Origin of the sequence: Bacillus sp. Hm123, assembly GCF_051842975.2 — a bacterium.
Taxonomy (GTDB): Bacteria; Bacillota; Bacilli; order Bacillales; family Domibacillaceae; genus Bacillus_CE.
The window spans coordinates 1,633,981-1,647,402 of sequence record NZ_CM200277.1; the positions used below are offsets into that span (position 1 = coordinate 1,633,981).

The following is a 13,422-nucleotide window of genomic DNA, read 5'->3' on the forward strand; positions in this document are numbered from 1 at the left end:
GACGTGTTACAAAAAAGAACCCCAATCGCCGTAGAAGAAGCGGTGCGTAGAGTAATGGAATTTGCCCAACAAGGAAAAAAAGAATTCGTGTCCCTACCTTCAGCATACGGTCGTTTTTTAGCGGAAGATTTGATAGCTGATCATGATGTTCCATCCTTTGATCGCTCGCCTTATGATGGATTTGCGATTCGAGCGGAAGACAGTATTTCAGCGAGTGCAGAACAGCCAATTTCGTTTGAAGTAGTTGGAGAAATTGGCGCTGGATTTGTTTTTAGTGAGCAAGTGAAAGAGAGACAAGCGGTAAGAATCATGACAGGCGCTCAAATTCCGCAAGGCTGTAATGCTGTCGTTATGCTTGAGTTGGCTCGGGCCTATGAAGAGAACGGTAAAAAATATATGGAGATTAAACGTCCTTATCAAAGCGGCGACAATATTTCTTTTCAAGGGGAAGATATGAAAAAAGGAGCCGTCTTAGTCGAGAAGGGAACGTACATCAATCCAGGTGTTTCGGCATTGCTTGCGACATTCGGCTATCACGAAGTACCAGTCATGAAGAAGCCTGTAATCGGTGTGTTAGCTACAGGTAGTGAACTGTTAGATGCTAATGAACCGCTGCAACCAGGAAAAATCCGTAATAGCAATGCTTATATGATTCTTTCACAAATTGAAAGAGCAGGTGGAGAAGCGCGTTACTTCGGTAAATTCAGCGATGATTTGGATACTTGTGTGACCGCTGTCAAAGAAGCGATCGAGGAAGTCGATTTTCTGATTACGACTGGTGGCGTATCGGTTGGAGACTATGATTATTTGCCGGAAATCTATGAACAATTAGGGGCAAACGTATTATTTAATAAAATTGCGATGCGACCAGGCAGCGTCACGACGGTTGCTCAGTTAAATAACCAATTATTATTCGGACTTTCTGGTAATCCATCTGCTTGTTATGTCGGCTTTGAATTGTTTGTGCGCCCGATCATTCGTACTTTCTCATGGAATTCCTCGCCTCATTTACGCAGAGAGCAGGCCATTTTAGGAGAAGATTTCAAAAAGCCGAACCCTTTTACGAGATTTGTACGCGCGAGTCTATCCTTTAATGATGGTCAACTAGTTGCGTCGCCATCCGGCTTTAATAAATCCAGTGCGGTTTCATCGCTGGCGGAAGCCAATGCCTTCATCGTGCTCCCAGGAGGAACAAGAGGGTACGAAAAAGGAATGGTCGTTGATGTGCTGTTATTAGAAGACCTTCAAGGAAGTGAGTGGCCTTGGCACGAGATTGTTCCATCCTACAGGTAGTCGGCTTTCAAAATAGCGGAAAAACAACGTTAATGGAAAAATTGATTCACCGTGCAGCAAGTGAAGATCTTCTCGCCGCTTCTATTAAGCATCACGGTCATGGGGGAGCTCCTCTGAACGAATCAGCATCGAAGGATAGTATGAGGCATCATCGAGCGGGGGCAGTCGTTGCGGGCGTAGAAGGAGCTGGTGTGCTGTCTTTAACGGTTCAACGAGAAAAATGGAGTTTACAACAATTGCTGACGTTGTATCAAGCCTTTGACATCGATGTGATTTTTGTGGAAGGCTATAAGCGAGAAAGCTATCCAAAAGTCGTTTTATTACGTAGTGCTGAAGATATTCCATTGCTTCATTCGTTATCTAATATTCAATGTGTAATCTATTGGGAGGCCTGTCATTTACCCGCTGACCTACCGTATCCGGCTTTTCCGATAGTAGATGACAAGCCATATATTGATTTTTTAATAAGAATAGTGAGGGAACAAGATGGAACAAACGTTATTTGAAATTACCGATCAACCGATTGTGACAGAGGAAGTGACGAAGAAAGTCGCTAGCAGAAATGCGGGAGCGACGACCGTTTTTATCGGCACTGTTCGTGAGTTAACGAAAGGGAAGAAAACGCTCCAGTTAGAATACCAAGCCTATCCTTCAATGGCCGTGAAAATGCTAGCTCAAATTGCCGAAGAAATAAAGGAGAAATGGCCAGATGCAAAAATTGCGATTACTCATCGTACAGGACGATTAGACATTTCCGATATTGCTGTTGTGATCGCGGTCTCATCGCCTCATCGCAAAACAGCCTATGAAGCGAATGAATATGCGATTGAAAGAATTAAACAAATTGTCCCAATCTGGAAAAAAGAGTTTTGGGAAGATGGAACGGAATGGGTTGGCGATCAGCTTGAAAATGTTCCTTATCCAGATGGCAAACCAGAAAAAGAAGGAGGATTTCAATGATTACTGTTCTATTATTTGCTCATTTACAAGAAGAAATTGGAGAGAGTCAATTAACGATTGAAGCATCAGAAATGACAGTTTCGCAAGTGAAGAAGTGGATAGAAAAGCGTTATCAAGTTTCTTCTTTACATCAAGTCATGGCCGCTGTGAATGAAAACTTTGCCACGGATGAAACGGTAGTCAAAGAAGGAGATACGATTGCTTTTATTCCGCCGGTGAGTGGTGGGTGAATACGACTGTCAACCGCTTCAATGCCTTGGTGCATTGGAGCGGTTTTTTATTACTGTCAATCAACAACAGAGTAGGAGCTTTAAAATCATTTCATACTAATTTCGTGTACTGGCAGTTGATTCATGTTAAACTGAGGAGTGGCGAATTTTCAACATTCCCATGATAGAAACAACGTACAGGATGAGATGAATACTTCACTCATTCTCTCTATAGAAGTTTGAATTAGTGAAAGGAAGAGGACGTTTGAATATTTTTATTACAGGTGGAACGGGTTTTCTCGGTTCTAATTTAATTAAAAGATTAGTAGAACAGGGGCATCATATTTATGCTTTAGTACGAAATGTAAAGAAGTTTAATGCGCTTGTGCAAGCATTAAAAGTCGAGCATCAAGCAAATGTGCATCCGATAGAAGGAGAATTAACGAAAGCGCTTTTAGGGATCGAAACATCCAAGCTGCAATCATTGATCGGACAAATCGATGCGGTGTATCATACAGCGGCTCTTCTTTCTTTTGATGAAAATGATCGCGAGGCATCCTTTGAAATGAATGTAGAAGGAACGAAGCGGGTGCTAGATTTTGCTGAGCTCGTTCAAGCAAAGACATTCTTTCACGTCAGTACGGCCTACACATTAGGGAATCGGACAGAAGGAAGAGAATCTCTTTATCCCCTTCAATCGACGTTTATTAATTCTTATGAAGAAAGCAAATGCCACGCCGAGCATCTAGTTATGTCGGCTAGCGATCGTTTCAACGTGATGATTATGCGTCCAGCGATCATCATTGGTGATTCAGAGACAGGGGAAGCGGAAACGACATTTGGCCTTTATGGCATTTTACGCACGATTGAATTATTAAAGAAAAAAGCGAAAAGAAAGCCAGATCAAGAACAAGAAATCTTCCATTTGTTAATGGAAGAGGACGCTGTTTCCAACATTGTGCCTGTTGACTACGTCACGAAAGTATTGGCATTAGGTTTAGTTTACGGAAAAAATAATACGATCTACAATATTACAAATCCCGCACCACCAGCCAATAAAGAAGTGTTAGACACAGTCAAAGAAGCTTTTGACTTTTATTCGGTTGAAATCACTCCGTATGAGCAAAAGGATTGTCTGTCGAGTCGAGAACAAAAAATGAATGAGCCGTTAGAAGTATTTAAAGACTATTTAAATCGTTCAATTGTTTTCCAGGATGACAATACGAGAGAGTTGCTACAACAAGGCGAAGAAGAGCATCTTCGCATGGATAAAGATATGCTTTTACGAATCATTCACGGTTTTCAAACACGCAAGGAACCGTCAGTGAATCAAGTAGTAGTTAACCAGTAGTTGAAACGAGGCGCCTCCGCAAGTGAAGGAGGCGTTTTTGTATTTCTTATAAGAAGGGTGTAAAGTAACAATCAAGTCGTTTCTGTAGTTTTTAACGCAGTTCGGGACATTCTTGTCGAAAGAAAAAAAGGATAAATTTTTCTATTTGATCTTGATAAGAACATACATTCGTTTTATAATGATAACAAGAAAGAAGATCTCATGTATCTTACGTTGAAAACGAGCTTTACGGCCTCTCAGCTAACTCTTCAATAGTTGTTTCACTGCAGATGTCTCTCGGTATTATTACCGGATTCATGGCGCTTGAGTCAATAAAAGCGAGATTCATTGGTAAGATTGAGAAGTACGGAGGACTCGATAAAGAATACAAATAAGTTAGTTGTTATAATAAGGAAGGAAGTGCGGAATGATGGATGTCGAAACAGTTATGCAGGAGCTTGAAGCCCTCGGTAAAGAACGGTCTAAAAAAATGTATATATCTAACGGTGCACATGAGCCGGTTTTTGGTGTGGCTACAGGTGCTATGAAACCAATCGCAAAGAACATCAAAAAAGATCAATGTTTAGCGGAAGAACTTTATGCCACAGGTAATTATGATGCCATGTACTTTGCGGGCATTATTGCAGATCCAAAAGCGATGACTGAATCGGATTTTGATCGTTGGATGGATGGAGCGTATTTTTATATGCTGTCTGATTACGTGGTGGCAGTCACTTTATCCGAGTCAGATATTGCACAAGACGTTGCTGATAAATGGGTGGCAAGCGGTGAAGAGCTGAGAATGTCAGCGGGCTGGAGTTGCTACTGCTGGCTGTTAGGGAATCGCAAAGACAATGAGTTTTCCGAAAACAAGATTTCCGATATGCTTGATATCGTGAAAAATACGATTCATGATTCACCAGAACGAACAAAATCGGCTATGAATAATTTTTTATATACCGTGGGGATTTCCTATTTACCGCTACATGAAAAGGCAGTTGAGACCGCCAAGGCAGTAGGTACAGTAGAAGTCAAACGGGACAAGAAAAAAAGCAGTTTCCTCAATGCTTACGAAAGCATTCAAAAAGAAATAGATAGAGGAAGACTTGGTTTCAAACGAAAATATGTAAGATGTTAGTTGCGTGTCGGGGTGTTGATCTGAGAAGGATTGACGCTCTTTTTGTTGAAATTACTTCAATGAGGAACGTGACAAGATAAAAAAGGAGAGACAAAATGGCTAAATGGATTGAACTATATGAAAAAGCGGTGAAGTTAACGAAAAATAAAGTTCGTGAAGATATCAATCAGTATATTGGCAGAGAAGAAACACCTCTAACCTTCGAAGAATATTTACTAGAAAGAGGGGTATTTGTCGAACAAATCTGGCTGAATGTCTGGGTTAGTAAAGCATCGAATGAGATATCGAGAAAAGAAAAAAGAAAATATTTAAACGAAAAAGGGATCGTTGTTGAAGAAGGGAATCGCCAGCTAGTGAATCAGCTATTTCGCGCAGAGATTAGAAATCGCGAGCCTTTTGATGTGATCAGCTGGTTGAAGCATGAGTTTGAGAACGAACATACATGGTCCACTACATACGATAAAGCGAGAACAGCCTATTTAAAACAGCAACAAAAATTGCGTCAACAAAGAAAACAACGAGAAATGCTTCAACAAATGGCGCCCATCATCGAACGTATTTTAGACGAACAGGAAGGTTATTTATATTTAAGCTTTCGACATCTATTTGCTAAGCAATTAGCTAAAGATTTGCAAGAAACAAAATATAACCTTGTGGAGATTTATCCTTTTGAACAGGAACTAGTGGAAGATGGTCACTTTGATTCAGAAAAGTATTCAAGCTTAGAAGAATTTTCGTATGAATGTACGGGTAAATTTCAACGAACATTCGATTGGGGAAGAGAGGAGATTGAATACGAAACGTATAATGACCGCTATATTGAATTTTTTGAACAGGAGTGGATTGATCGCGCATTAGAGCTGATGATAGAGCATATCCCGACTTCTGTAAAAACAGAATATGCAGAGGTATTCCAACAATCGCTAACAGAAAAAGCATTACTAGATTATTATGACCATCCGTTGGTTGATAGTGGAACGCTCGCTTTTGACCGACTATTAGAAGAATACGTGGTAGATTTGTTAAGTATTGCGGATCTGCCATTTGATGAGCAAATTCATCAAGAAATATATGAACGACATGTCCAAGAAAGAGAAGAACGAGAAGCATTTGAACGAGCAGAACTTGAGCGGAAAAAAGCAGAAGAAGAGCGGTTGCTGTCAGAGCTTTTTGGTCAGGAATATCAGCCTTCCGTCGAGAGAAATGTTCGGTATGTGCTACATATTGGTGAGACAAATACAGGGAAAACACATAGGGCCTTACAAAGGATGAAACAAGCGAGCAGTGGCCTTTATTTAGCTCCGCTTCGTCTATTAGCTTTAGAAGTGTACGATAAATTAAACAAGGACGGAATCCCTTGTTCTTTGAAAACCGGTGAAGAGGAGAAAAGTCCACCTTCTGCCCACCATGCTTCTTGTACAGTTGAAATGTTCCATGAAAAAGATGTTTATGAGCTAATCGTTATCGATGAAGCACAAATGTTGGCCGATAAAGATCGCGGATTTTCTTGGTATAAAGCGATTACGAAAGCGAATGCGAAAGAAGTTCATATTATTGGTAGTAAAAACATTAAAGAGATGCTCATTCAGCTTTTAGGAGAGAGTGAGTATGAATTGATTGAATACGAGCGTGAGCTTCCGCTTCAAGTGGAAGCCAAGCCATTTAAGCTTTCTAAAGTGGAGCCTGGCGATGCTCTCGTTTGTTTTTCGCGAAGAGAAGTGTTGGAAACAGCGGCTAGTCTAAAAAGAAATAAGCATGCGGTTAGTATGATTTATGGAAGCATGCCACCGGAAACGAGAAAGAAGCAAATGCAGCAGTTTATCGATGGAAAAACGAATGTAATTGTGTCTACGGATGCGATTGGCATGGGCGTGAATTTACCGATTCGCCGCATTGTCTTTTTAAAAAATGAAAAATTTGACGGGACGAGAAGAAGGAGATTAATGTCACAAGAAGTGAAACAAATTGCTGGTCGGGCAGGTCGTAAAGGAATGTATCCTGTCGGAAAAGTGGCCTTTACTTCGGATATTAAAAAAATGATGAGTCTTTTAGAAAAACAAGATATTCCTGTTAGTTCGTTTGCTATCGCTCCAACACCGAGCGTGTTTGATCGATTTCAAACGTACGATCGCCATTTAGGTACGTTTTTTGAACTATGGGAAAAATTCAAAAGCCCAAAAGGAACGAAAAAATCGGCGTTGACACAGGAGAAAGAGCTATATTCATTAGTGGCTGGGAGTGACATTGAAGCGAGGCTTTCGATGACGGATTTATATAGCTTTTTGCATTTGCCATTTTCAACAAAAGATGCCGGTTTAACGAAGCAATGGCTAATGACGATGAAGGCGATTGTGGAAGGAGTGGAACTTCCTGAGCCGAAATGGACAACGAACAGCTTAGAAGAATTGGAGCTTGCTTATAAAGCGATTGGTCTGCATTTACTGTTCTTATACAAATTAAATAAGCCAACAGAAGCGATTTATTGGGAGCGAATGCGAGAAGAAATTAGTGAGCGAGTGCATGAGAAGCTACAAACAGAAGTGAAACATATTCATAAAACATGTCGGAAATGTCAAAGAAAGTTGCCGGCAGATTTCAAATTTCCAATATGTGATTCATGTCATCAAAGCAGGCAAGAACAATATTGGGGTAGGTGGTAATTCAATAAGCAGGCTGTCTCAAAAATAAATCATCTTTTTATGAGACAGCCGCTGTATGTTAGCTCTTTTTTTGTCGAGCAGCGATTTCCTCAGTGACAATAAACGCAAGCTCCTCGTTTCCGTATAGCGAAAGAACATTTAGTAAAGTGTCATCGTGAATGTCGCCCGCTTCTTCTTTCGGTACGGTTAAATCGATGGCTTGTTGTAAGGCTGGATTAGCCGTTTGTTGTGGGTAAGCACGCCCATATAACTCTTCCGGGTTAAGATCATGGTTTACACACCATTGAGCAAATACTAAGATCATCATTTGCTCATCTCGTTGATAATTTTCTATGATTTGTTTTTCTAATTCTTTTTGATTCATCATTAAATCTCCTCAATCCTTTATTTTTTTATTTTAAAGGGAACCATTATAGATGTCCATCCGTATATAAGGATAGAACTAGTCATTCAACGTGTTCTATGATGAAGTAGAAAGGGGAAATTTTATGTCTATCGCTATTTGGATCGGCATTGTCGTATTATTTATTGCAAGCTTTGTTGGGTTGATTTTCCCGATCATTCCATCTGTTTTAGTCATATGGGGAGGGTTCCTTCTCTATCATTTCGGGATCAATAATGATGAGCTGTCCATCTTGTTTTGGATTGCGATGGCGGTATTTACAGCACTAATATTTGTAGCGGATATGCTCGCCAACAGTTATTTTGTCAAAAAATATGGGGGTTCCAAATGGGGCGAAGGGGTTGCAGCCGTCGCCGTCATCGTTGGATCGTTTGTTATACCGCCTTTTGGCATTCTAATTGTTCCGTTTGTAGCTGTATTTGTGACGGAATACATCATTTTAAAAGATGTCAAACAAGCATTCTTTGTAGGGTATGCAACATTCGTCGGCTTTTTAAGCGGCACCCTTGCAAAAGCGTTAATTCAAGGGATCATGATTATTTGGTTTGTGATTGAAGTAATTATTTAATCATAATAAAAACGTCCTCCATAAGAAGGACGTTTTTATTATGATTCTAGAAAGTTTCATAAATGATCGAGCCTGTTTGGGAAAGGTCATAATCTCCAAGTGATTGGATTTCTGCATGAAAAGATGTAGAGGTAAGTATCTCCTTCACTTGATCAATGAGCTGTTTGTTTTCCGGTGTTTTTAAGATGACGATATCATACCGTTCAGTAATCAATGGTACAAAATCGACACCGACGATTTTAGCGGCTTTTTCAATCCCTACTCCGACATCAGCCGCGCCTGTTGCTACAGCAGAAGCAATACCGATATGATTCGTTTCTTCCTTATCATATCCCCTAATCTCTGACGGAGAGATTTGCTGGATGCGAAGCTGTTCATCTAGCAGAATTCTTGCGCCTGACCCTTTTTCTCTATTGATAATCGTCACATGCTCTTGATTTAAGTCAGCCCAAGTTTTGATGTTTAAAGGGTTCCCTTTTTGAACGTAAAGACCAGCTTTTCGCGAAACTAAATTCAATAAAATATAAGGGTGACTGACTAATATCTTTTTTACGTAAGGTAGGTTATATTCACCAGAATCTCCATCAAACATATGTAAACTAACGATATCGCATTCTCCATTGTACATCGAGATCAAGCTGTTGAAGCTGCCAGTATTCGAGCGCAGTGTTTTATCATGCGAATTTTTTTCAATATATTTTCCTAATAAATCAAGCACGAGGTCTTGTCCACTAATGACGATCGCTGCAGTTTCTTTCGTTGGTGGTTTAGGAGACGTCATCGCAGGACTAGGAGATGATCCAGTTTTCTGTTTTTTAATGTACATCTCCAAGTCGTTCGCATCCATCCGCATTTGTCTACCGACACGGAATACAGGTAATTCTCCTTTTTTAACAAGATCATATATTGTCAATTTTGATACCTTTAATAATTGTGCAACTTCCTCAATCGTATAGGAAAGCTCTTTTGGCATATCCATCCCTCCATCCTTCTATCATATCTCATTCGTCCGTGCTTTGTCACAAATCATTTCTTATTAAGCCTTTCCTTTTTCGTTATAAATAATTATAATTAGTTATGTCTTATTATGATTAGTTTAGGAAGGAAGAAAAAAATGAAAAAGTTTTATAGTGTAATTGTTTTAATGATGCTCACGCTTAGCATCATATCCGGATGTTCTTCTCCGGAAGAGAACAAAACGGAAGAAAAAGTGAAGCAAGAATCAGTCGAATTAACGATTTCTGCAGCTGCTAGCTTACAAAACGCATTAAATGATATTAAGGCTGCTTACGAAAAGGAACATCCAAACGTGAAGATTATTTACAATTTTGGAGGTTCAGGTGCCTTGCAACAACAAATTTCTCAAGGAGCACCGGTCGATCTCTTTTTCTCAGCAGCAGAGGATAAGTACGATCAGTTAGTGGAAGAAGGAATGATTGAGAAGGATAAGGGAACAGACCTTCTTGCGAATGAACTAGTATTAATTGTGCCAAAAGAGACAGAGAACAACATTCAAACATTTGAAGATTTGAAAGAAGTAGAGAAACTGTCGATCGGTACACCGGAATCCGTACCTGCTGGAAAGTATGCAAAGGAATCGTTAGAAAACTTACAAGTATGGAAAGACGTTGAACAGAAGATCGTTTACGCCAAAGATGTTCGCCAAGTGCTTACATATGTGGAAACGGAAAATGTAGAAGCTGGAATTGTTTATAAAACAGATGCGATGGTTTCAACGAAAGTGGATCTCGCAGCTACAGCTAAAGAAGAAACACATACACCGATTATTTATCCAGTGGGAGTGATTAAAGATAGTGCTCATCAAGAAGAAGCACAAAACTTTTACGAATATCTACAAAACTCAGCCTCCATGGAAACATTTGAAAAGTATGGTTTTAAAGGGGTAAATTAATTCAATGGCCACCGATTTTTGGTCACCGGTCAAGCTCTCTATTGAAATTGCCGTCGTTTCAGGCTTCATTGTATTAGTGACCGGCATTTTATTGGGAAAGATCATGGCGAATCGCTCATTTAAAGGCAAGGTGGTCTTGGAAACCATTTTGCTATTGCCTTTAGTGCTACCACCTACTGTCGTCGGTTTTTTATTAATTATTGTGTTCGGAAAAAATAGCGTTATCGGACAAGCGATCGAATGGTTATTTCATCAGCCTGTCATGTTTACTTGGTGGGCAGCTGTCATTGCTTCGACTGTCGTTGCGTTTCCGCTCATGTACCAATCGGCCAAAACTGGATTTGAAGCAGTCGACCATGATATAGAAGATGCTGCCCGTGTAGACGGGGCAAGTGAATGGAAAATTCTATTTTTCATCTCGATTCCACTCGCTTTAAAAGCGATCATTTCGGGTGGAATCTTAAGTTTTACTAGAGCACTGGGAGAGTTTGGCGCGACGTTAATGTTCGCCGGAAATCTCCCAGGAAAAACGCAAACCACACCGTTAGCTATCTACATTGCAATTGATTCTGGCAATATGGAGATGGCTTGGACGTGGGTGATTTGTATGGTGAGCCTTTCGTTTTTGCTGTTGCTTTCTGTGCATTTAATGAAATCATGAAAAAAGTCGTTTCGGTGAAGGACATCGAAGCGGCTTTTTTATTGACTAAAAAATTTAGTTATTTCAGTTGACTCTAACGTTACGTCATACTTTATTGTTAATGGTGAAGGGAGGTCAATAAGGAATGCGAGTCAAAGAAGTATCTGATTTAGTTGGGGTTAGTGTGCGCACACTACATCATTATGATGAGATCGGATTATTGGTTCCTGACGAGGTGACCGAAGCGGGATATCGCGTGTATTCCAATGATAATCTGGAGACGTTGCAACAGATTTTATTTTTCAGAGAGCTAGATTTTCCTTTGAAAAAGATTAAAGAAGTGATTAACAGCCCTTCATTTGATCGAGAAGAGGCTCTTCGGCTGCATCGAAAAATGTTGCTGGAGAAGCGTCAGAGAATTGATCAAATGCTTGGGACGATTGATCAAACGATTCAACATATGAAAGGGGAAATTAAGATGTCTAACAAAGATAAATTTGCAGGGTTTGATTTTAGCGATAATCCATACGAACAGGAAGCAAGGGAACGCTGGGGCGATCAAGCGGTGGATGAATCTAAAAAGAAAATAGGGAATATGACAAAGGATGAACAAAAAGAAATGTCTAAGGAATGGGATGCCATCTATAAAAAACTAGCCGCTCTTCGTCATCATTCTCCAGCAACTCAGGAAGCACAAGAAGCAATTAAAGAATGGTATGACTTTTTGAATAAAATGGGGAACTACTCGCTTGAAGCTTTTAAAGGATTGGGACAAATGTATGTCGATGACGAGCGCTTTACGAAGAATATTGATCAATATGGAGAAGGATTAGCTCGATTTATGCGAGATGCGATGGCTGTGTATGCAGATAATAATAAGTAAACGATAATTTTATTATGTAAACTTATTGAAACAGTGATATCCCAAAAGTCTATGGAAAAAAGGACTTTTGGGATATTCTCTTTGTTCTAAAGATCTTTTAAATGAGTTACTTCACCAATTGACGAAGCGAATGCTCATATAAAAGATGAATCTTTTTGAAAAATAACACTTAAATCATCCGTTTAAACCCGCGTCCAGTCTAGCTTTTTCAGTGGGACATGACATTTATCATACTCCCTATATGACGGGTGCTACTTCAAAGAATTATTTTCCTTCTTTACAATGATGGTATCAAGGAAAGAAGGGGAAAGACATGACGATTCAACAACAAAAACAATTAAGAAAACAAATGGCTCCGTTTGAGAAGTCGAGTACGAAAGATAGTGTACGACAGTTGTTTAACACGATCGTTCCTTTTATTCTCATGTGGATTTTGGCTTACCAAAGTCTCGAGATTTCATATTTACTCACTTTAGTTTTTGCTACACTTGGCGCTTTTTTGATGACAAGAATCTTTATCATTTTTCATGATTGCACCCACAATTCATTCTTTAAAAATCGCAAAGCGAATCAAATTGTTGGTACGATTACCGGTATCTTGACGTTCTTCCCGTTTTATCAATGGCAGCATAGCCATTCTGTCCATCATGCGACAAGCAGTAACTTAGATAAACGAGGAGTGGGTGATATTTGGATGTTAACGGTGGACGAATATTTAGAAGCTCCACTATGGCGTCGTATTGCGTATCGTTTGTATCGTAATCCAATTGTGATGTTTGGGATTGGGCCGACGTATGTATTCTTGATTACGAATCGTTTTAACCGAAAAGGTGCAAGAAAGAAAGAAAGATTAAATGTATACTTAACGAATGTCGCACTTGTGGCGATCATTGCTTTACTTTGCTGGACGTTAGGTTGGCAAGCGTTTCTATTAGTACAAGCGCCCATCTTTTTAATCGCTGGTGCGGTCGGTGTATGGCTGTTTTATGTACAACATACATTTGAAGATTCTTACTTTGAAGAAGATGAACATTGGGATTACGTGAAAGCGGCGGTAGAGGGAAGTTCTTTCTACAAGCTTCCGAAACCACTGCAATGGTTGACAGGGAATATCGGTTTCCATCATGTTCATCATTTAAGTCCAAGAATTCCGAATTATAAGCTGGAAGATGCTCATAATCAAACTGAGCCTTTGAAAAATGTCCCAACGGTTACGTTAGCGACGAGCTTAACCTCGTTGAAATTCCGTTTATGGGATGACAAAACTGATGAATTTATCGGTTTTAAAGAATTAAAACAATATGCTAAAAATCGAAAGAACAAACAGGCATACGTTCCTGCAAAACAAAAATAAACACTTTATCTATAAAAACCATGTGTCTTTCCTCTTTTACAACATTTCGTTATAGTGAGGATACATGGTTTT

General features: G+C 39.7%; 14 protein-coding genes. 12 read left to right on the forward strand and 2 right to left on the reverse strand.

What is annotated here, in order from left to right; genetic code table 11:
* The first annotated feature begins 3 nt into the window (after positions 1 to 3).
* From ACSVDJ_RS08385 to ACSVDJ_RS08415, 7 genes are all read left to right on the forward strand, one after another.
* A complete protein-coding gene (locus tag ACSVDJ_RS08385) occupies positions 4 to 1,293 on the forward strand; it encodes a molybdopterin molybdotransferase MoeA (protein ID WP_439167986.1) in 1,290 nt (429 codons plus the stop codon).
* Positions 1,257 to 1,799, forward strand: a complete 543-nt coding sequence (gene mobB, locus ACSVDJ_RS08390) for a molybdopterin-guanine dinucleotide biosynthesis protein B (RefSeq protein WP_439167987.1) — start codon at positions 1,257 to 1,259, stop codon at positions 1,797 to 1,799. Before ACSVDJ_RS08385 ends, mobB begins: the two co-directional genes overlap by 37 nt.
* On the forward strand, positions 1,780 to 2,253 hold the full coding sequence (locus ACSVDJ_RS08395; RefSeq protein ID WP_439167988.1) for a molybdenum cofactor biosynthesis protein MoaE: 474 nt from the start codon (positions 1,780 to 1,782) through the stop codon (positions 2,251 to 2,253). The genes mobB and ACSVDJ_RS08395 overlap by 20 nt, the downstream gene beginning before the upstream one ends.
* Positions 2,250 to 2,483, forward strand: coding sequence for a molybdopterin converting factor subunit 1 (gene moaD, locus ACSVDJ_RS08400; RefSeq protein WP_439167989.1), 234 nt, complete (start codon positions 2,250 to 2,252; stop codon positions 2,481 to 2,483). The genes ACSVDJ_RS08395 and moaD overlap by 4 nt, the downstream gene beginning before the upstream one ends.
* 244 nt (positions 2,484 to 2,727) lie before the next feature.
* Positions 2,728 to 3,813, forward strand: coding sequence for an SDR family oxidoreductase (locus ACSVDJ_RS08405; RefSeq protein WP_439167990.1), 1,086 nt, complete (start codon positions 2,728 to 2,730; stop codon positions 3,811 to 3,813).
* A gap of 409 nt (positions 3,814 to 4,222) precedes the next feature.
* Positions 4,223 to 4,930: a DNA alkylation repair protein gene (locus tag ACSVDJ_RS08410; protein ID WP_439169047.1), complete on the forward strand. Its 708-nt coding sequence runs from the start codon at positions 4,223 to 4,225 to the stop codon at positions 4,928 to 4,930.
* Between the two features lie 95 nt (positions 4,931 to 5,025).
* Positions 5,026 to 7,590, forward strand: a complete 2,565-nt coding sequence (locus tag ACSVDJ_RS08415; RefSeq protein ID WP_439167992.1) for a helicase-related protein — start codon at positions 5,026 to 5,028, stop codon at positions 7,588 to 7,590.
* A gap of 58 nt (positions 7,591 to 7,648) precedes the next feature.
* Here the strand turns inward: ACSVDJ_RS08415 and yxiS are convergent, their stop codons facing one another.
* Positions 7,649 to 7,954, reverse strand: a complete 306-nt coding sequence (yxiS, locus tag ACSVDJ_RS08420; RefSeq protein ID WP_439169048.1) for a protein YxiS — start codon at positions 7,952 to 7,954, stop codon at positions 7,649 to 7,651.
* A 124-nt stretch (positions 7,955 to 8,078) separates the two neighbouring features.
* Between yxiS and ACSVDJ_RS08425 the strand changes: the two genes are divergently transcribed.
* Positions 8,079 to 8,561, forward strand: a complete 483-nt coding sequence (locus tag ACSVDJ_RS08425; protein ID WP_439167994.1) for a DUF456 domain-containing protein — start codon at positions 8,079 to 8,081, stop codon at positions 8,559 to 8,561.
* A 46-nt stretch (positions 8,562 to 8,607) separates the two neighbouring features.
* Here the strand turns inward: ACSVDJ_RS08425 and ACSVDJ_RS08430 are convergent, their stop codons facing one another.
* On the reverse strand, positions 8,608 to 9,534 hold the full coding sequence (locus ACSVDJ_RS08430; RefSeq protein ID WP_439167996.1) for a helix-turn-helix transcriptional regulator: 927 nt from the start codon (positions 9,532 to 9,534) through the stop codon (positions 8,608 to 8,610).
* Between the two features lie 141 nt (positions 9,535 to 9,675).
* Here ACSVDJ_RS08430 and modA point away from each other — a divergent pair, with 141 nt between their 5' ends.
* The 4 genes from modA to desA all read left to right on the forward strand — a co-directional run bounded on the left by modA (position 9,676) and on the right by desA (position 13,350).
* The gene (gene modA, locus ACSVDJ_RS08435) at positions 9,676 to 10,473 is read left to right on the forward strand and encodes a molybdate ABC transporter substrate-binding protein (protein WP_439167998.1); all 798 of its coding nucleotides are present in this window, start codon (positions 9,676 to 9,678) and stop codon (positions 10,471 to 10,473) included.
* A 4-nt stretch (positions 10,474 to 10,477) separates the two neighbouring features.
* The gene (modB, locus tag ACSVDJ_RS08440) at positions 10,478 to 11,134 is read left to right on the forward strand and encodes a molybdate ABC transporter permease subunit (protein WP_439168000.1); all 657 of its coding nucleotides are present in this window, start codon (positions 10,478 to 10,480) and stop codon (positions 11,132 to 11,134) included.
* Between the two features lie 124 nt (positions 11,135 to 11,258).
* Positions 11,259 to 11,996, forward strand: coding sequence for a MerR family transcriptional regulator (locus tag ACSVDJ_RS08445; RefSeq protein WP_439168001.1), 738 nt, complete (start codon positions 11,259 to 11,261; stop codon positions 11,994 to 11,996).
* A 313-nt stretch (positions 11,997 to 12,309) separates the two neighbouring features.
* On the forward strand, positions 12,310 to 13,350 hold the full coding sequence (desA, locus tag ACSVDJ_RS08450; protein WP_439168003.1) for a Delta(5) desaturase DesA: 1,041 nt from the start codon (positions 12,310 to 12,312) through the stop codon (positions 13,348 to 13,350).
* Positions 13,351 to 13,422: the final 72 nt, after the last annotated feature.

Coding starts and splice junctions, on each gene's coding strand:
- ACSVDJ_RS08415 (WP_439167992.1), top strand. CDS start 5,026: ATGGCTAAATGGATTGAACTATATGAAAAAGCGGTGAAGTTAACGAAA.
- moaD (WP_439167989.1), top strand. CDS start 2,250: ATGATTACTGTTCTATTATTTGCTCATTTACAAGAAGAAATTGGAGAG.
- modA (WP_439167998.1), top strand. CDS start 9,676: ATGAAAAAGTTTTATAGTGTAATTGTTTTAATGATGCTCACGCTTAGC.
- ACSVDJ_RS08425 (WP_439167994.1), top strand. CDS start 8,079: ATGTCTATCGCTATTTGGATCGGCATTGTCGTATTATTTATTGCAAGC.
- ACSVDJ_RS08430 (WP_439167996.1), bottom strand. CDS start 9,534: ATGCCAAAAGAGCTTTCCTATACGATTGAGGAAGTTGCACAATTATTA.
- desA (WP_439168003.1), top strand. CDS start 12,310: ATGACGATTCAACAACAAAAACAATTAAGAAAACAAATGGCTCCGTTT.
- modB (WP_439168000.1), top strand. CDS start 10,478: ATGGCCACCGATTTTTGGTCACCGGTCAAGCTCTCTATTGAAATTGCC.
- ACSVDJ_RS08410 (WP_439169047.1), top strand. CDS start 4,223: ATGGATGTCGAAACAGTTATGCAGGAGCTTGAAGCCCTCGGTAAAGAA.
- ACSVDJ_RS08395 (WP_439167988.1), top strand. CDS start 1,780: ATGGAACAAACGTTATTTGAAATTACCGATCAACCGATTGTGACAGAG.
- ACSVDJ_RS08445 (WP_439168001.1), top strand. CDS start 11,259: ATGCGAGTCAAAGAAGTATCTGATTTAGTTGGGGTTAGTGTGCGCACA.
- yxiS (WP_439169048.1), bottom strand. CDS start 7,954: ATGAATCAAAAAGAATTAGAAAAACAAATCATAGAAAATTATCAACGA.